13 protein-coding genes are annotated in these 18,362 nt (G+C 43.8%); 6 read left to right on the top strand and 7 right to left on the bottom strand.

Annotated elements, in window-relative coordinates; genetic code table 11:
* The first annotated feature begins 9 nt into the window (after nt 1–9).
* From PSM36_RS11110 to PSM36_RS11080, 6 genes are all read left to right on the top strand, one after another.
* Nucleotides 10–2,637 carry a DNA methyltransferase gene (locus tag PSM36_RS11110; RefSeq protein WP_076930954.1) on the top strand — a complete coding sequence of 876 codons (2,628 nt, stop codon included), beginning with the start codon at nt 10–12 and terminating at the stop codon, nt 2,635–2,637.
* A 35-nt stretch (nt 2,638–2,672) separates the two neighbouring features.
* Nucleotides 2,673–4,199 carry an RNA-binding domain-containing protein gene (locus tag PSM36_RS11105; RefSeq protein ID WP_076930953.1) on the top strand — a complete coding sequence of 509 codons (1,527 nt, stop codon included), beginning with the start codon at nt 2,673–2,675 and terminating at the stop codon, nt 4,197–4,199.
* Nucleotides 4,189–6,957: a DEAD/DEAH box helicase gene (locus PSM36_RS11100; protein ID WP_076930952.1), complete on the top strand. Its 2,769-nt coding sequence runs from the start codon at nt 4,189–4,191 to the stop codon at nt 6,955–6,957. The genes PSM36_RS11105 and PSM36_RS11100 overlap by 11 nt, the downstream gene beginning before the upstream one ends.
* Nucleotides 6,950–8,416: a PglZ domain-containing protein gene (locus tag PSM36_RS11095; protein ID WP_083711028.1), complete on the top strand. Its 1,467-nt coding sequence runs from the start codon at nt 6,950–6,952 to the stop codon at nt 8,414–8,416. The genes PSM36_RS11100 and PSM36_RS11095 overlap by 8 nt, the downstream gene beginning before the upstream one ends.
* Before the next feature lies 1 nt (nt 8,417).
* A complete protein-coding gene (locus PSM36_RS11090; protein WP_076930950.1) occupies nt 8,418–9,029 on the top strand; it encodes a hypothetical protein in 612 nt (203 codons plus the stop codon).
* Nucleotides 9,030–9,431: 402 nt separating this feature from the next.
* Entirely contained in the window at nt 9,432–10,355 is a 924-nt protein-coding gene (locus PSM36_RS11080) for a cation diffusion facilitator family transporter (RefSeq protein WP_076930948.1), read from the top strand.
* Between the two features lie 103 nt (nt 10,356–10,458).
* Here the strand turns inward: PSM36_RS11080 and PSM36_RS11075 are convergent, their stop codons facing one another.
* The 7 genes from PSM36_RS11075 to PSM36_RS11045 all read right to left on the bottom strand — a co-directional run bounded on the left by PSM36_RS11075 (nt 10,459) and on the right by PSM36_RS11045 (nt 18,074).
* Complete coding sequence (locus PSM36_RS11075; protein WP_076930947.1) at nt 10,459–10,920, bottom strand: V-type ATP synthase subunit K; 462 nt, start codon at nt 10,918–10,920, stop codon at nt 10,459–10,461.
* Nucleotides 10,921–10,975: 55 nt separating this feature from the next.
* Entirely contained in the window at nt 10,976–12,793 is a 1,818-nt protein-coding gene (locus PSM36_RS11070; RefSeq protein WP_076930946.1) for a V-type ATP synthase subunit I, read from the bottom strand.
* Nucleotides 12,787–13,401, bottom strand: coding sequence for a V-type ATP synthase subunit D (locus tag PSM36_RS11065; protein ID WP_076930945.1), 615 nt, complete (start codon nt 13,399–13,401; stop codon nt 12,787–12,789). Before PSM36_RS11065 ends, PSM36_RS11070 begins: the two co-directional genes overlap by 7 nt.
* On the bottom strand, nt 13,401–14,717 hold the full coding sequence (locus PSM36_RS11060; RefSeq protein WP_076930944.1) for a V-type ATP synthase subunit B: 1,317 nt from the start codon (nt 14,715–14,717) through the stop codon (nt 13,401–13,403). Before PSM36_RS11060 ends, PSM36_RS11065 begins: the two co-directional genes overlap by 1 nt.
* An 84-nt stretch (nt 14,718–14,801) precedes the next feature.
* Nucleotides 14,802–16,562, bottom strand: coding sequence for a V-type ATP synthase subunit A (locus PSM36_RS11055; RefSeq protein ID WP_076930943.1), 1,761 nt, complete (start codon nt 16,560–16,562; stop codon nt 14,802–14,804).
* A 26-nt stretch (nt 16,563–16,588) separates the two neighbouring features.
* A complete protein-coding gene (locus tag PSM36_RS11050; RefSeq protein ID WP_076932208.1) occupies nt 16,589–17,440 on the bottom strand; it encodes a DUF2764 family protein in 852 nt (283 codons plus the stop codon).
* A 46-nt stretch (nt 17,441–17,486) separates the two neighbouring features.
* Nucleotides 17,487–18,074, bottom strand: a complete 588-nt coding sequence (locus PSM36_RS11045; RefSeq protein ID WP_076930942.1) for a hypothetical protein — start codon at nt 18,072–18,074, stop codon at nt 17,487–17,489.
* Between the last annotated feature and the right edge of the window lie 288 nt (nt 18,075–18,362).

The following is an 18,362-nucleotide window of genomic DNA, read 5'->3' as shown; positions in this document are numbered from 1 at the left end:
AAACCAAATATGAGCAATAAAGACCCCAGGCTGTTTCTTGATGATGAATTTGAGGAGACCAGTTTAAACCCCGAACCCGTAGTTTGCTTTGGAATGGAATTTCCATGTGAAGAGGCTCGTCGGGATTATTTTCGGGAAGAGCTTCGCAAGAAACTGCCGGAACTAAAAAAGATAGAAGGCTTTCCTATTGGAGAGGATGATGACATTATCAATCTCTCTGATCCCCCCTATTATACAGCTTGTCCCAACCCCTGGTTAAATGATTTTATTGGGGAATGGGAAAAAGAAAAAGAACAACTTCAGGCAGAAGGGAAACGACAGGCCCGTTTTGAAGTGAAAGAGCCATATGCCGCAGATGTCAGTGAAGGGAAAAACAATCCCATTTATATGGCTCATGCTTATCATACCAAGGTTCCTCATCCGGCGATTATGCGATATATATTGCATTATACCCAACCGGGAGATATTGTATTTGATGGGTTTGCCGGAACGGGCATGACGGGAGTGGCAGCTCAGCTTTGCGGTTCTAAAGAAGATGTGGATGCGTTGGGAGAGAAAAATGCCAAAGTAGGTGTCCGCAAAGCTATTTGTTCCGACCTTTCTCCAATCGCATCGCTTATAGCTGCTTCTTACAACCTAAAATTCGATGTACATTCTTTTGCAAAAAAAGCTAAAGCAATACTCAATCGAGTGGAAGATGAGTTGGGTTGGATGTACGAAACAGAGGTTGACGGGAAAAAAGCAAAGATTAATTACACTATTTGGAGTGATGTTTTTGTTTGTCCATCGTGTGGACAAGAAATTACGCTATGGAATGAAGCCGTTAATCTTCAGGAAAAACAAATTAAAGACACTTTTCCTTGCCCGCATTGTGGCGCTACCTGTTCCAAAAAAAACATGGATAAAGCCTGGGAAACATCGTATGATTCCTTGTTGAATAAGACTGTAACCATGAACAAAAAAGTTCCGGTTAGGGTGAATTATACCTGTAATGGGAGACGCGGGGAACGAGATGTTGTACAATCTGATTTAAAATTATTTAAAAAAATTGATGGAATTGATATCTCAGATTTGTCTTCAATAAGGATGCCTGAAGGAGATGAATCCCGGCGAAATGACAGAATTGGAATAACTCATGCTCATCAATTCTATTCAAAAAGAAACTTTATCTATTTAAGTCGAGTTTTAGAATTGGCTAAAGGAGATATTTTTCTTCAAATATGGTTGACCTCAGTATTACAAAGAACGACAAAAAGCTATAAATTTACTCTGGATAGAAAATTTGGAATATTAACCGGCACGCTCTATGTTCCATCTTTAAATGTTGAATTAAATCCTATTAATATTCTGAATAGAAAAATTAAAGATATAAGTGCTATGGAGTATTTGACACGAGGTAATGCTATTGTCAGCATTAATTCGGCAACTGAGCTTCATAGCCTTTCAGATGCTTCCATAGATTATATCTTCACGGACCCACCCTTTGGGGCAAATATTATGTATTCTGAATTAAGTTGTATTTGGGAGTCTTGGATAAAAGTAATGACCAATACTAAGGAAGAAGCCATTATAAATAACGTTCAGCAGAAATCACTATTTGAATACCAGACATTAATGAACCGCTCTTTTCAAGAGTATTACAGGGTATTAAAACCGGGAAAGTGGATTACCATAGAATTTAGCAATACGTCTGCTTCAGTGTGGAATTCAATTCAAAATGCTTTGCAGGGAGTTGGGTTCATCGTGGTGAATGTTGCAGCACTCGATAAAAAACAAGGTTCTTTTAAAGCAGTAACGACTACAACTGCCGTGAAGCAAGATCTTGTTATTACTTGCTACAAACCTTCAAAAGAATTGACATTCAAATTGGAGGGTTCCTTGGACAAATCTGCCAATGCAATGGATTTTATAGAAGAATTGTTGTTACATCTACCAATACATCAAGAAAAAGACAATTCAACGACTGCTGTAGTGGAACGCAGCCCCAAAATTCTCTATGACAGACTTATTTCCTACTATGTGCGACACGGTTATGCCATTCCCATGGATGCCCAGGAATTTCAAAAAAGTCTTCACGATCGGTTTATTGAGCGCGATGGGATGTTCTTTACGGCTTCTCAAGCACTGGAATATGAAGACAAAAAGAGTAAGACGACAGGTATTGTGCCAATGGCTTTGTTTATAGGTAGCGAAGCAGAAGGCATTGAATGGTTGAAGCGTGAATTGGAAACACCCCAAACCTATTCAGAATTGCAACCTGAATGGATGAAAAATATGACTCCCACTAAGAAAGGTGATATTCTTCCTGAGCTATCTGAAATTCTGGAAGATAACTTCATCAAAGACGCTGATGGCAAATGGCGCAAGCCGGATGCCGAAAAGGCTGCCGATATGGAGATTATGCGGGGAAGAAAGATGATGAAAGAATATAATATGTATCTGGAACAAGCACAAAAGCCAAAGGCTAGGCGGATGAGAGATACCCGTCTCGAAGTGCTTCGCTATGGGTTCAAGGAGTGTTACAAGCAAAAGGACTACCAGGCAATTATCACAGTGGGCGACCACATACAGGAGTCTCTGCTTCAAGAAGATGAGATTCTGCTCCAATATTATGATATTGCTGTTTCAAGAGTGTAATCTCTTAGAATGTTGGGTTGTTAAAACGAAAGTGTATGACCAGGGAAGAGTTGAACGAGTTGTTGCAAACGGATGAAAATTTTCGCATAGAACGTACTGCTTCCACTTCCAACATGGATAAGTTTCAGGAGGCAATCTGTGCTTTTTCCAATGATCTTCCCGGTTCCGGGAAGAAAGGCTACCTGCTTATAGGTGTCAATGATGATGGTTCGGTGAGCGGACTTAAAGTGGATGATGCCCTGGTAAAAAAGATTTCCGGAATTCGTTCAGACGGCAACATCCTCCCTTTACCTGTAATGAGTACAGAAAAGGTAGAAACCGAAAAAGGCGATGTGCTTGCCGTCGCAGTTACTCCTTCTCTCTTCACTCCTGTCCGCTACCGAGGTCGCGTTTTCGTACGCATCGGCCCACGTAAGGATATCGCTTCGGCTGAAGAAGAACGGATCCTCACCGAACGAAATGCTGCACATCTAGCCACTTTCGATGTAATGCCCTGCCGAGAAGCAACATTGGATGATATTGATACAGATATCATCAAACAGCAATATTTTCCTCAAGCCATCGATACCGAAACACTCGAAACAGATACTCGTAGTTTTACGGAACAGATGGCCTCTCTACGCTTATACAACAAGCAATATGATTGTCCCACAATGGCAGCAATCATACTTTTTGGTAAACAGCCTAAATATTTTATGCCGGGTTGTTATGTGCAATATGTTCGTTTTGAGGGAACAACAAAGGCCGGCAAAATCATCAACGAAAAAGAATTTAAAGGAGGATTAACAACTTTGTTACCTCGATTAGAATCATTCGTAGCCGATGCTATTGTTACGCAACGACCGGAAGAAATAAGTCTGCTACGCGAAAAAACGGTTACAAACTACCCCGGAGGAGCTTTACGTGAACTTTTGATGAATGCCTGCATGCACAGAGATTATCAGTCAAACACTCCCATTCGACTCTATCAGTTTGACAACCGCATTGAAATTATGAATGCTGGCGGACTGTATGGCGAAGCTCGTCCGGAAAACTTCCCCCATGTGAATGCCTACCGCAATCCTATCGTGGCAGAAGCAATGAAGGTAATGAAGTACGTAAATATGTTCAATCGAGGCATAAGCCGGGTGCAGGAATACCTTCAAACCAATGGTTCTAAGCCGGCACATTTTAATGTAAATAAATTAACCGTCTTTGAAGTGGTGGTTATGGATGCTAACGTTACGGCTTTAGAGCGAACTCATGATGAACTCCGCACGAAGTTGGCACAACTTGACGACAACTTCAAAATTCGCGTTAAATCACTGATATGCAACATCAATAGGGACTATTATAGTGCGAGAGAATTGCAACTTCGTATGAACTCCGCACAAACTCCGCTCGAACTCCGCACGAGCTCCGCACGCTATTTTATGGTGCATATTCTTAAACCGGCTATCGAGCTTGGTTGGATAGCCCCTCTCTATGCAGACACCCCCCACCACCCCAAACAAAAATATAAACTTACGGAGTTGGGCATTACAATGAAAGTTATTCTTTCAGAGGAGAACCATGAAATATAAAGGCAAAAATATAGAGATAATAGGTAGTAAGACGCTATTTGGCAAGGAAACTCACTGGATTCGTATCCTGGAAGATAACAGTTTTGCCCAAGTGCTTAGTTCTGATCTGGATGATGATCTGAACAGGAACTCCAACAGGGGTCTGGCATACGTTCGTTATATGGCTATAGCGGCACGTATCAAAGAGGAAATGGCTCAAAAGCGATTGTTGGCCCCTTATGAAAGTAGCCTTATTCCTTTGCCACACCAAATACTGGTATTGGAGAAAGTAATGCAGGGTATTCAAACCCGTTTTTTGTTGGCAGATGAAGTGGGCATGGGAAAGACCATTGAAGCTGGACTTGTGATAAAGGAGAAGAAATTGCGCGGCGAGATAACGCGAATCTTGTTGATTGTGCCTAAATCGGCTATGCTTCAGTGGCAACAGGAGTTGAGGGAGCACTTCAACGAGAACTTCCATATCTACAACAGTGGTTTTATTTCGGGGATGGCTCGTACTTTTGCCGGATTTGAAGCAGAAGAGGAGTTGAATTTCTGGAAACAGCATCATCAAATCATAGTCTCTACTGATGCTTTGAAGCCATTGTCAGCTCGACAAGGATGGAGCCAGGAGAAAATTGATGAATACAACAAGTATCGCCTGGAAGCCGTGGTGAATGCTGAATTTGACATGGTTATTATTGATGAAGCCCATCGCATGGGTGGAAGTACGGCACAGGTATCTCGCTATCAATTGGCCGAAACACTATGCAATGCAGTGCCGAACGTGTTGCTTCTCACCGCTACTCCCCATCGCGGCAAGAGCGATCATTTCCGCAGAGTGCTCAAATTGATTGATGCCGACGCTTTCCCGGGAGACGGAATGCCGAGTATTGAAGAGATTGAGCCTTACGTGATGCGTTCAGAAAAACGATATGCGGTGGATTATGACGGGAAGAAACTTTTTCAGCAGCGAATGACCATACGATTGGATGTTCCACTCGACGAAACATATCATCGCTTACAGATAGATTTATACAATCATGTAACCAACTATGTGAGGTATTGTTTTGGACGTGCCAAGCGAGGTAATAGGAATGCTACAGGACTGGTGATGGTGATGATGCAAAAGTTGGCAAGTAGCAGTACGGCCGCTATTTTGGCTGCCATGGAAACTCGTTTGTGGAGGTTGCAACATGGTGAAACGGATGATGACATTGACGACTATGATGAAGAGGGTGTAGTCGACTTTGATGATTTAGATACGAACGACTTTTCGGTTGCAATGCAGGATAATGGCTTTTTCAATGAAGAAACAGCACTCCAAAAATTGATCGTGGAGGCACGCACCTGCCTGGAAACAGAACAAGATGCCAAAGCGACAGCTTTGGTTCGGAAAATCTATAAACTGCAAGACAAGTACAACAATTCTCAGTTAAAAGTACTGGTGTTTACCGAGTTTCGCAAGACACAGGGCTATCTGAAAAAAATCCTTGAAGGTGCAGGATTGACTACGGTGGAAATACATGGCAGCATGGATTTGGCGGAACGACAACAGGCGCTTGTGAAATTTAAGAACGAAGCCAATGTGATGGTGGCAACGGATGCGGCGGGTGAATCGTTGAATATGCAGTTTTGCCACATCGTTTTCAATTATGATTTACCTTGGAATCCAATGGCCATAGAACAACGCATCGGACGTGTAGATCGTATTGGTCAGAAATTTCCGGTAGTTGCTTTCAATATGTTGACCAATAACACGGTCGACACCAGAGTATATGAGATTATCGTGGAGAAATTGGATGCCATACTGCAAGAATTGGGAATTGACAAAACCAATGATGTACTGGACTCTACGATCGATATGAAGCAGGTAAATCATCTTTATCTGCAATCATTGCTCGATCCCCATCGATTTGATTTTGCCAGTGACAAATGGCTTTTTGAGATAAAAAGCAAACTCAACGATTATAAATCTACGGAAGGTATTTTACCTGTTTTTACAGGAGATGATATAAAAAAGGAAAGTGCCGGTGAAATAAAATACAGTCCGCTTCCTGTATGGCTGGAAGAGTTGATGGATCTTTACACGATGAGTGAAAAGGGTAAAATTGTGAAGCGATTGTCCGGCGTTTCCGAATACGCCATCAACGGATATCGACTGGAAGCTGTATTTGAGGCAGACAAACTGGGTGATAATCCTGGCTCGGAACATCTTACTTTGCAACATCCCGTCGTGAAACGAATTCTGGATGAGATGGATGGGAATATTCAAACGATGGTTCCTGTAATTGTGTCTAAAAATGGTGGTGAGACATGTGGCTATCTGACCTTATGGAAAGTGTTGGCCAAAAACAACTACGAAACCAAAACAACTTATTCTGCTCAGTTTATTACCGATGCGGGCAGGGTATTTGCTCCCTACGGCAATGATGTGTGGAATAGATTGGTGCAAGAGAAAAACAGTTTTCAATATGTGGGTGAAACAGAATGCAATCTGGCTATAGAGGAAAACCAAGCCTTAAACAATAATCTTCATGCCTTGTTCCATCGGATGGAAGCCGAAATTCAAAACGTTTTGCAAGCAAGAGCAGAGAAAAAACTGAAGGCTTGGAGTTATGCAGAGAATCGGCTCAACCGCATTGGCATTGAAAACATTAGAAATGCCAAGTTACGAAAGCTGACTACAGAAAAAGAAGAGTGGAAAAGTGCTTTTGCCAAAGGGCTTAGCGTGGTGCCCGACGTGAATCATATCTTAACCGTAAGAATTGATGGATGAATTTATTCATAGGTTAGAACAGAGGCTTACCGGTGAAGGTAAGCCTCTCAGTATTGTGAGAAATCCGGATGGTTTCTTACAACGGCCAGACACACAACAAGCTGTACTTAACGCTTGTGGCTTGCTTTTACTACCAATCTCTTCTTCACTTGAACTTCGTGTGAGGTATGAACTGTACGACAAAAACACACGAGAGCGAATTTGCTACATCATGGATGACCCATCATCTGTCTTACCTGATATTAAGCGATTGTTATACAACGCCCATACCTTTTCAATTCCAGATCTTATGCCTGCTTGCAATGAGGCTGAAATCCGTCAAGCTCGACTGACATTTGGTATGGCTTCTTATATCTACAACAAGAAATTCGTTTATAACCTTTCTTCTGTTGAAACCAAAGGTGTTATTGAAGATGCCAAAAGACGCTATGGGGAAGATGTGAATGAACTGATTGCAAACTTGAAAGCTATCCCATTGAAATGGGAGAAGGTGGAAACAATGGACTCTATCTGCCGCATATTGCTTACAGCAATCAGTCAGGGTGTGTATGAAAAGATAGAACCGGAGATAGAGGTCATCAATAAAGAATTTCAAAAGTATATCGATAGTAAGTATTTTGCTCTATCTTCATCGTCACACATCGGTAAGCCAAAAATGGTGAACAGAATATTACCCCATTTGGCCTATAAACACAGTCGTACAGAAAAGGTGGCATTGGTTGTGATAGACGGTATGGCGTATTGGCAATACCTGATACTCGATAAAAAATTATCTGATTTGGGTATAGAGACCAAAAGAGATGTAACGATGGCTTGGATTCCTTCTATTACCAAGCTATCTCGTCAAGCTATTTTTAAAGGAAGTATTCCAGATGAAAGATATGGACAAAACCCTATTGCCGAAGAAAGGCTTTGGAGAGAATTTTGGATCAATAAAAATAGAGACCCCAAACGGATGCAGCTTTATGAAATTGGCTATACCCACGATAGTCTCTTGACCGATGATACCAATCAATACAAGCAGGCATTTGTGGATGTCAGTCTGGATGATAAAATGCACAGTTCATCCAGTAATAAAGACTTATATGCTTTAACGGAAAACTGGACTGTAGAGGCTGCAGAGAATATCAAACTATTACACGAGCAGGGCTATACGATTTATATTACTGCCGACCATGGTAATATCATGGCACGTTCTTGGAGAGCACTCGATTCGCAGGAACGGACATTCCTATATCAGAAAGAAAGCCGTGGTAGCAGGCATCTTATTTATTCAAATACAGACTATCTGGACAAATTCATTCAAAATAACCCGGATATCCATAACGAATTGCTTGTCCATAATAATTGGGCAGTTTGGAGAAACAACCGATGTTTCAAAGGAAAAGACGAAATAACCCATGGCGGTTCGCATTTCCTGGAAGTATTAGTCCCCTTTATAACAATAGAAAAAGATTGAAATGGAAAAGATTGTAGGTATCAACCAACGCATAAGTATAAATGTAATAGAGATGGCCATAAAGGCCTGTCTTGATGGTAGTTTTACCTCGGAGTATGCAGCCGATTTGGCTGCCGGAGAATACCAGGGTACAAACCGAATCAATAAAGCGCGCACCATCATAGGTAAACTGACACAGCGTAATCCCCTTTTTCCTTTTATAAAGGAACATAAACAAGAATATCTTACAGCAATCAAATACACAGGAGATAAAGCTATCATATATTCGGCTCTGATCAATGCTGCGTATGGCTTTGGTTATGATGCCATGGTCATACTGGGCAAGTTTTTCCATGTGCAGGAGCAAGTATCCACCAACCTTATTATAAACCGTATGTCGTCGATCTATGCGAGTAATCGCTCACTGTCAAATGGTTTGTACTGTATTATGCCCATGTATATTGAAGCCGGCTTGATTAGTAGACAAAAGGTTGGTGTATATACGAGGAAAGAGAAAGAAATAGTAACCTCTTTCGCCCGTGATTTGTATGCCAAATCATTCTTTGTGAATAATCCCATGCTCGAAGAAGGTGACTACGATTATGCAGAACATCCCTATTTTGAGTTTATTTGATGATGGTAGTTATGGAGTTACGAATCTCTCTAAATAAATAATTCGAAATATTTTTTCAAACTTTTTCGAACAGGGCTTTGAAATACAAAATATTTTATTGAACTTTGTATTTCAAAGTACTTTGTATTTATAAAAAAGAAAAATGAAGACTATGGACACTAAAATAGTATTTGGAACGATAATGATGTTGGCACTGTTTACCACAACATATGCACAGACGCTGGACAAAGCCAAACTTGGAATACCATCTTCAAATGTGACAATAGGGTGTCGCATAACATACCTGAAATATGCAATTACGGAATTCACGGATAGTCAAAAGGAGAATACCGGAAAAAAGAGCTGCCGTTTATTTACATTCATTTTAAATGACTATTTTTGTTGTCTCTTAAGCATGGCGCGATGAAAAAAAGTCCACTCCGTAGATTCATATATCTCTCTATTGCCGCTGCAATAGTAACCATATTACTGAAATTTTATGCTTATTCTGTAACAGGTTCCATGGGTTTCCTGTCGGATGCGCTAGAGTCGTTCGTAAATCTGTTTGCGGCGATCTTTGCGTTGATGATGCTCTACATTTCACAGAAGCCGGCTGATAAGGAACATGAATTCGGACATAGTAAAGCGGAGTATTTTTCCAGTGCGGCGGAGGGTGCCCTTATCCTGATAGCAGCATTCACCATTATCTGGTCAGCTGTTCCGCGGCTTATCGATCCCCGCCCCATTGAAAATATCAACACAGGTCTGCTCTTTTTGTTGCTGGCGTCGCTTGTTAATCTGGCTGTGGGTATGACGTTGGTCCGCAACGGGAAAAAAAGGAGATCTCTCCTGCTGGAGGCAGACGGAAAGCATCTGATGGCGGATGTGTGGACTTCGGCAGGTGTGATTGTGGCAATCGTGATCGTGAAGTTCACCGGTTGGTTAATCGTCGACCCTATCATTGCCATCTTAGTGGCACTCCATATTATCTATACGGGATACAGACTGATCAGCCGTTCTGCCAGCGGTTTGATGGATGCTTCCATTCCCGACGAAGATTTGGAGAAGATTACTAACTATCTTGATTCACTGAATGACCAAAAGATTGAATATCATTCGCTGTTGACCCGTGTGGCCGGACGCCGTAAATTTATCGCCATGCATATACTGGTTCCGGGTAAGTGGACAGTGAAAGAGGCACATGACTATGCAGACGAGATTGAGGAGACCATTGTGAATATGTTCGATGAACCGGTGACGGTGCATACTCATCTGGAACCGGTGGAAGATCCCGCATCGATGAAAGATATCGGTATTGACCGACAAGAGATCGATTATCACCTGTAACGCTTTATCCCATTCAATGGTTTTACTGAAAGAAAAAAGCTGCCGCGAAGTGCGACAGCCTTTCCATTAGCTTTATTTTTCTCAACCGTTTGCACGGTTTTTATCAGGCAACAGCTGAACCGATAAGGAATACACCGGCCAATACCACAATAGCATACAACTCGGGGAATACGGCAAGGATCAGCGTATTTCCGAATACATCATTTCCCTGGCCAATGGAGGCGATACCGTTGGCACAAACCTGCCCCTGGCGGATAGCTGAAAGTAATCCTACCAAACCCATCGCGAGGCCTGCTGCAAAAACGGCTGCGGATTGAATAGCGGTAATTTCAGGTGTCAGGATATTGAAGATGCTCTGAAACATAAAGTATCCGGCGAAGCCATATAGCCCCTGTGTGCCGGGAAGCGCCGTCAACACGAGGAAGTTTCCAAATTTGCTGCTGTCTTTCTTCAGCGCCCCGATAGCCGCATTCCCGGCGATGGTAACCCCGTAGGAACTGCCGATGCCCGAAAGCGCGATCATAAGTCCGATACCTAAATAGGCAATAAATAAATTGCTGTCCATAATGTTTTATTGTTTGTTATTGATTTGAATTTTTTGTTTATATCTTGTTATTTCTCTATTTCCTGAAAGGATTGTATTTTTTGCCTCCTCCTTCAAATTCCGCATTTTTATAAAACTCTACAAAGGTGAGACGCAGCGGGTGGACAAAAGCTCCAAGCACGTTCATAAACATGTTGATGGCATGTCCGAAGAGGAAGATCAGCAGGAAAACGATCGATCCTCCGATCAGGTTGTCCGGCTTCAGTCCCAATGCCAGGCTATTGAATACGCTTGCCAGAATACCTCCGGAAAGGCCTAAGGCGAAGAGACGCACATACGACAACACATCACCCAATAGGCCGGTCGCCATATTATAGGTGTCCCACAGACCGAGTCCCAGGTTCATGAACGGGTTCTTTCCCGGTGAGTTCAGGAAGAAGATCAGGATGGCCGAAAGTCCCATCACGATAAGATGTAAAGTGCCTCCCATCGGCATAAATGTTGGGAACAGATAGGCCACGATCACGCTCAATAGCAATACGAACCAGCCAATGGTGGAAAGACCCTGTACCCATCCGAACTGCTTGACACGGTTCACGATCTTAAGGGACATGGCAAACATGATTTGCACCACACCCAATATAAGGGAAAGCATAAACATCTGTTCGTTATCAAAAAAGACCTGATCCTTTAGGTTCTGGAAGATGGCGATGTTGGTTTCGTAGATACTGAAACCGAAAAATCCTCCGGTAAGGAGCCCACACACCATGGTAGAGATACCCAGTATCTGTACCAGTGCAAGCATGCCCCGCATCGTACGGGAGATTTTCTCCTTTCCGAAAGTCCTTGCCAGTGTAGCTACTATCAACAGGAAGGCTCCGTAACCAATATCACCCAGTGATAATCCGAAGAAGATCATATAGAAGGGTGCGAAGAAGGGGGTGAGGTCGATCTCGTTGTATTTGGGGAGCATATAGAGTTCCGCGATCGGTTCGAAGAGCCGCATAAAACGGTTATTTTTGAACTTGATCGGTACATCATCTTCGGGTGTAGGATCGGATACCCGGAAATAGACATCCTGCGATTCCAGGTAATTGGTGATCTCTGTCACATTCTCTTCCGGCGCCCAGCCTTGCAGGAGCATCAGCTTGTCTTCCGCGGCAGGAGTCGCGCTGCGGGCTACCCTTGTGAAGAAGATGTCTGATTCCAATGATTTCAATGCCGCCTCTGCTGATGGGATCTCGGCCGAGAGTGCTTTTAGCGCATCTTCTTTCCCATGTATCTTTTCCTGTAGTGAATCAATAAGTTTGTCAAGTGCGTCTAACGATACCTCGGGGACTTTCATCTCCTCTAATTGCAGTTCGTCGACCGCTTGAGCGCCTTTCGTTACCGTAACAAAGTAGGTTTTTGATGCTCCCTTTTGAATAACCACAGCGTTATAAAGCGTTTCCCATTCCGGATCATATTCTCTGTCAGGAACGATAAAGAAACGGACATGGTATCCCGCTTCCTTCAGCCGGTGGATATTCTCAGGATCGAAATTTCCCCAAGGGCGTAAGATGTCACGCTCTTTAAGGCTGACCTGTAACTGCTGGTGAAGAGCCGACTTTTTATTTTCGATTCTCTCTATCTCTGCCGGGATATTCATTCCCCGTTCTATATCGACATCATGGAATGGGACGGCTGCTTTCTTATCACGCAACTGCTTGAGTTTCTTGATTGATTCACTCAACCGTTTCGATGCAGAGAGGTAGTCTTGTAATTTCTCTTCATCCACCTTTATATTATCCTGCTCCGCCACATGTATCATACCCAAATCACGCAGGGCATGGAGGAACCGGTCATAATCCTTATGGAAAGAGATAAAGATAAATTTCTTCATTGTGGCTACCATACGCTTCCCTCCTGTTCTCTACGTTGTTCCTGATGGGCACGCATAATCTTCTGAGACGATTTGGAGAGATTCTCCTCATCTTCCAGATAACGTTTTATCTTCAGAATGGCTTCCTGATAGCCGGGGATCTGTACTTTCTCGAAGAGGTTGACCTTTTGTGTGGTTTTCTTCCTTGCGTATTCGAGCCGGGAGAGCCTTATCTCCTGGAAATCGCGGCGGATCCCTATCTCAGCCAATCCTTCGAGGGTTTTTACCCCATCGAGAAACCATTTGGGGCGGTTGAAAAGGCTGAACGGCCGGATCTCAAAATCTACCTTATCAAGCATTGGCAGGAGTACTCCCGCAATCTTTCTCTTTGAAAGGTGCACATCCTTTACGCGCAATAGGGTAGGGTCGAATTCCGTCCACATGCTGACCATCTTGTCGTATGACTTGATCTTTGCTTCGAGTTCCTTGTCGAGTTCTTCTATTTCCGCTTTGGTCTTTTTCACTTCCATCCGCAATGCAGATTCTTTGTTCTGCAGCGTGGGAAGTGCCCGTTCACGTACAGCCAACTGTTTTTCCAACTGCTGACGGGACGTTTTGTTATATTGAAATCGAATAGCCATTATTGTTGCCAGTAGGTATCTATCAATTCCTGTTTCATATTCACCTCTGCCGGCTTGAAATGCCTCGACAGTAGCTTCCATGTATTGTCGAGCATTTCAGTCGTATCGAGATTCACATCGATAGCGAGTATCTTTTCCGAATAATCCAGGGCAAACGAGAGAGTCCGGGTGTCGTAATCGGTCAGGTCGAACCCGTTCTCCATTTTCGTTTTGGCATTGGCGGCATCGGCATAGAGACGTACGGCGGCGTTCATCACCTGCGGATGGTCTTCGCGGGTCTTCTTGCCCTGCACCAGTTGTTTCAGGCGGGAAAGTGAGCGGAACGGATCCACAACTACCTTACCTACATCACTGTCGCGGCGCAGGAAGAGCTGCCCTTCCGTAATATAGCCCGTGTTGTCGGGTACGGCATGGGTGATATCGCCCCCGGAGAGGGTAGTTACGGCTACAATGGTGATGGAACCGCCCGCCGGGAACTGCGCTGCCTTCTCGTATATCTTGGCAAGGTCGGAATAGAGCGATCCGGGCATCGAATCTTTCGACGGGATCTGATCCATACGGTTTGATACGATCGAGAGCGCATCGGCATAAGATGTCATATCTGTAAGCAGCACCAGCACTTTCTCGTTTTTATCCACCGCGAAATATTCGGCTGCCGTCAACGCCATATCGGGTATCAACAGACGTTCCACGGCCGGATCCTCAGTGGTATTCATAAAACTGATGATCCTGTCCAAAGCTCCTGCATTACTGAACACATTCTTGAAGTAAAGGTAATCGTCGTTGGTCATCCCCATACCTCCCAGGATGATCTTGTCGGTCTGTGCGCGAAGTGCCACGGTAGCCATCACCTGGTTGAATGGCTGGTCGGGGTCGGCAAAGAAAGGGATCTTCTGTCCCGACACCAATGTATTGTTCAGGTCGATCCCCGAAATACCGGTAGCGATCAGTTCCGACGGTTGTTTACGGCGTACAGGGTTTACAGAAGGCCCTCCGATAGGTCGTTCTTCCCCTTCGGGTACGGGGCCACCGTCTATCGGATCACCATAGGCATTGAAAAAACGGCCTGCCAGTTGTTCGCTCACTTTTAGCGAAGGAGATTTTCCCATAAAGATCACTTCGGCGTTGGTAGGAATACCTTCTGTTCCTTCAAAGATTTGCAGTGTTACCTCGTCTCCGATAATCTTCACTACCTGGGCCAGACGGCCTTCTACGGTGGCCAATTCATCATAACCTACATTGGTCGCCTTTACCGAACAGGTGGCTTTGGTGATCTGGGTAATTTTTGTATATATTTTTTGAAATGCTTTTGCCATAAAATTCAAGATTCAAAATTTAAAATTCAAGATTGTGAATTGAAAATAGACGGAGTCAAATTGTAAAATTATCGAATCATCACATTAGTCAGATACTTTTTTTCGGGATATCAACTCGTCCAGTTGTTTCCTGTATTGATTGAACTTATCCGACCGGAACTCCGAGTAATTCATCTGTCTTCCGATATTGATCAGTTCCTTGAAAAAATCGGCAACCTTGTTAAAATTATCGAACTCGAAATCGGTACGACAAATATCGGTCACCATATCCAGGATATATTTCTGCCGCTCGATGGGAGTTACCGAGTCGATATCGTCGAAAGCATCCTGCTGAAGGACGATAAAGTCGATCAATTCCGATTTCCAGAAAGTAACGTGATATTCTGTCGGTACTCCGTCGTCCCCCAAGATATTGATCTGTTCTGCAATTTCTTTTCCACGTAAAAGTCGGGTCTTGGCTTCGTTTACCTTCTCTGTCCAGTCACTCGATATATGTTCCGAGATATACTCTTCAAACTCGGGATATTCGATATATTTGGAATAAGAGTCGATCGGGTTGATGGCCGGATAGCGTTTCTTGTCGGCACGATCCTGCTCCAGTGCGTAGAAACAGCGGGCCACCTTCTTGGTGTTTTCGGTTACCGGCTCCTTGAGGTTACCCCCGGCGGGTGATACCGTACCGATAAAGGTGATGGATCCCTCTTTTCCGTTGTGCAGGATCACATGTCCCGCACGGCCGTAGAAATTGGAGATGATGGCTGAAAGGTCCATCGGGAAGGCATCGGGGCCGGGAAGCTCTTCCAGTCGGTTACTCATCTCACGCAGCGCTTGCGCCCAACGTGAGGTGGAGTCTGCCATCAACAGTACTTTCAGTCCCATAGAGCGGTAATACTCGCCGATAGTCATGGCGGTATATACCGATGCTTCACGGGCAGCTACCGGCATATTAGAGGTATTTGCCACGATGATGGTACGTTCCATCAGTTTGCGGCCGGTATACGGGTCGATCAGTTCCGGGAATTCGGTAAAGATCTCTACTACCTCGTTGGCACGTTCACCGCAGGCGGCAATAATCACGATATCTGCTTCCGCCTGCTTGGAGATGGCATGCTGCAATACCGTTTTACCTGTACCGAATGCTCCCGGGATAAATCCCGTACCCCCTTCCACGATGGGGTTCAGGGTGTCGATGGATCGTACTCCCGTTTCCAGTAGTTTGGAAGGACGGGGTTTTTCTTTATAAGCTGTGAGCGGCATCTTTACCGGCCAACGCTGGATCATATTCAGGCTGGTTTCCTGACCATTACTGTCTTCCACCACGGCTACGGTTTTGTAGATATTGTAATCTCCTTCTTCAGTGATACTTTTTACTGTATATTCCCCTTTCATAGTGAAAGGTACCATGATTTTGTGAGGTTGGAAATTTTCATCTACCTCTCCCAGCCATGATCCGGCAGTCACTTTGTCACCCGGTTGGGCTATCGGTTTAAAATGCCATAACTTTTCTTCATCGAGGGGGAAAGTGTAATCACCCCGCTTCAGGAAGATCCCTTCCATCTTGTCGAGGTCATTCTCTAACCCGTCAAGGTTACGTTGCAGCAGTCCCGGTCCCAACACCACTTCGAGCATGTGTCCCTGGAACTCCACCTTCGTGCCGACGGTCAGCCCGCGTGTACTTTCGAATACCTGTACATAAGCATTATTCCCGACCACCTTGATCACCTCCGACATTAAACGGGTGCCATCAAGGTCGATATAGGCGATCTCATTCTGGGCTACCGCTCCGTCTACTTCCACAATAACGAGATTAGATATAATCCCTTTAACTGTTCCTTTTGTTAGCATATATAGTTGTTTATTTTTTCTTCTTTCTAGATATCTTCCGGTTTTTGTATCTCATTTTTCAACTGGGTGATCAGTTCCCGGAAAACACGCTCTCCCTCTTCGGCGTTGAGGTTTACCCACCGTTCCAATATCCTGAGTTTACAGAGATAGGCGAAGATATATTCAATATTGAAATAATCGAACAAGGTGTTGTCATCCAGCCAGTTCCATCGAAATTTATCGATCTTTCGTTCCCGCTCGTAGATATCCGGTTCTTCGGCAATCCGCACGATATCATCCCAATAATCAAGCTCGCGGCTGATGCCGAAATCGCGGGCATTGGCATTTTCCCTGATCAACTGGGCAATCTCGTTGTTACCGACCACTACCCGGCTTACATCCATTCCGTATTTCCTTGCGAAGATTGCGGAGAGAATATTGCCGATATTGAGGTTCATTTCGAACCATCCGGCGATCAGGCTGTTCTTTACCCCCATTCCGTAGTCTGCGTATAGGGAACTGATAAGGTCCTCCAGCGTTCTCAAGTGTCCGGGCATCTCCTCATCGAGCCATGTCCTGACAGCCTTTTCGAAATAGGGCGGTACTTGTTTATTTTCTATGGTGTCTCCCTCTTTCACCTGCCGGATCGCCTCTTCCATGTCGGCACGCGAGAGGATCCCCCGGTTTTCTATTTCGCTCTCTTTCTTTTCCAGCAGCCGGAAAAGATTGTCGTTATCGTAAGAGAGAAAATAGGTGTCCAGAAGTTTTTTATCTTCCGGCTCAAGGGCTTCGTCGAGCACCTCCCTGAACTCCTCCACGGAGAAGGGCAATTTTATGCTATCGAAAGAAAAATCGGGCAGGCCGGATATAAAATAGTAATATTGATTCTTGAAAATCATAGGCAAAATCAACCTCCTGAGAGAGATCGGTGGAAATTTTCAGTTTCTAAAAAAGAAGTTGTTGGATCTGGGGGCGTAAAAACTCCCTGAAGTAGTTTATAAACTCTTCTTCCCCGAATTTTACCTTGTAGGAACCGTCTTCGGGTACGAGAGTGAATCCGGTCTTGATCCCATTCACCGATTCGATCTTTAATCCGTTGTCCAGTAGGTTTTTCGCATGTGAGGCGATATAGGATTCCAGTTCTTCCGGGTTTTCCACACAAATGGTTAAAGCATCGTTCTTCGACCAGTTTTGAACCAGTTCCACGATCAACTGTTGCATAAATAATTTGTCTTCCACAACCGTTTTTACCTGTGTGGTAGACAACTTGTCGGTCACCAGATTGATGATTTCCGTTTTTAGTGCTTCGGTAGATTGGGTAGCATAGAGTTTCAACTCTGCCTCTGTGTTTTTTCTCAGTTCTGCGCTTTCCTTTTCCGCAGAAGAAATCAATTCTTTGGCTTTGGTGCGAGCCGCATCCACTATCTGTTGTTCTTGCGCCCGTGCTTCCGCAATAATCCTCCCGGCTTCTTCTTTGCCCTTTTCGACGCCTTCCGTGTAAAGTTTCGAAGTAAGTTCCTGAATCTTATCCATATATTAGTATGTAATGAGTTTTTTTCTGAAAAACTGACACTCTTTCTTCCCAGTGTGCTGATTTTCAATATGTTGTGAAAACATATAAAGTGAATTTACAAATTTACAAAAAAGAAAGTATAATTATTGCTTTATCATTTCAAAAAAATAGAATCTTTTATTAAAAATGGAATTTATTTTGTTTTCTGAAATGAAAATGATACAGTAGCTACTGTTTTGTATCTTTTGACAAAGATATGATATGAAGAGGTTTCCTGTTACATTAACTCCCCGAAACGAAAGATTTGG

Origin of the sequence: Proteiniphilum saccharofermentans (genome assembly GCF_900095135.1) — a bacterium.
GTDB classification, from domain to species: domain Bacteria; phylum Bacteroidota; class Bacteroidia; order Bacteroidales; family Dysgonomonadaceae; genus Proteiniphilum; species Proteiniphilum saccharofermentans.
Note: the sequence above shows the minus strand (reverse complement) of the source record. Positions and strands in the feature narration are given on the sequence as shown.

Bases quoted from the DNA above. Each gene is read 5' to 3' on its own strand.
- PSM36_RS11105 (WP_076930953.1), top strand. From the start codon at position 2,673: ATGACCAGGGAAGAGTTGAACGAGTTGTTGCAAACGGATGAAAATTTT.
- PSM36_RS11045 (WP_076930942.1), bottom strand. From the start codon at position 18,074: ATGGATAAGATTCAGGAACTTACTTCGAAACTTTACACGGAAGGCGTC.
- PSM36_RS11110 (WP_076930954.1), top strand. From the start codon at position 10: ATGAGCAATAAAGACCCCAGGCTGTTTCTTGATGATGAATTTGAGGAG.
- PSM36_RS11080 (WP_076930948.1), top strand. From the start codon at position 9,432: ATGAAAAAAAGTCCACTCCGTAGATTCATATATCTCTCTATTGCCGCT.
- PSM36_RS11060 (WP_076930944.1), bottom strand. From the start codon at position 14,717: ATGGCAAAAGCATTTCAAAAAATATATACAAAAATTACCCAGATCACC.
- PSM36_RS11055 (WP_076930943.1), bottom strand. From the start codon at position 16,562: ATGCTAACAAAAGGAACAGTTAAAGGGATTATATCTAATCTCGTTATT.
- PSM36_RS11075 (WP_076930947.1), bottom strand. From the start codon at position 10,920: ATGGACAGCAATTTATTTATTGCCTATTTAGGTATCGGACTTATGATC.
- PSM36_RS11070 (WP_076930946.1), bottom strand. From the start codon at position 12,793: ATGGTAGCCACAATGAAGAAATTTATCTTTATCTCTTTCCATAAGGAT.
- PSM36_RS11100 (WP_076930952.1), top strand. From the start codon at position 4,189: ATGAAATATAAAGGCAAAAATATAGAGATAATAGGTAGTAAGACGCTA.
- PSM36_RS11095 (WP_083711028.1), top strand. From the start codon at position 6,950: ATGGATGAATTTATTCATAGGTTAGAACAGAGGCTTACCGGTGAAGGT.
- PSM36_RS11090 (WP_076930950.1), top strand. From the start codon at position 8,418: ATGGAAAAGATTGTAGGTATCAACCAACGCATAAGTATAAATGTAATA.
- PSM36_RS11065 (WP_076930945.1), bottom strand. From the start codon at position 13,401: ATGGCTATTCGATTTCAATATAACAAAACGTCCCGTCAGCAGTTGGAA.
- PSM36_RS11050 (WP_076932208.1), bottom strand. From the start codon at position 17,440: ATGATTTTCAAGAATCAATATTACTATTTTATATCCGGCCTGCCCGAT.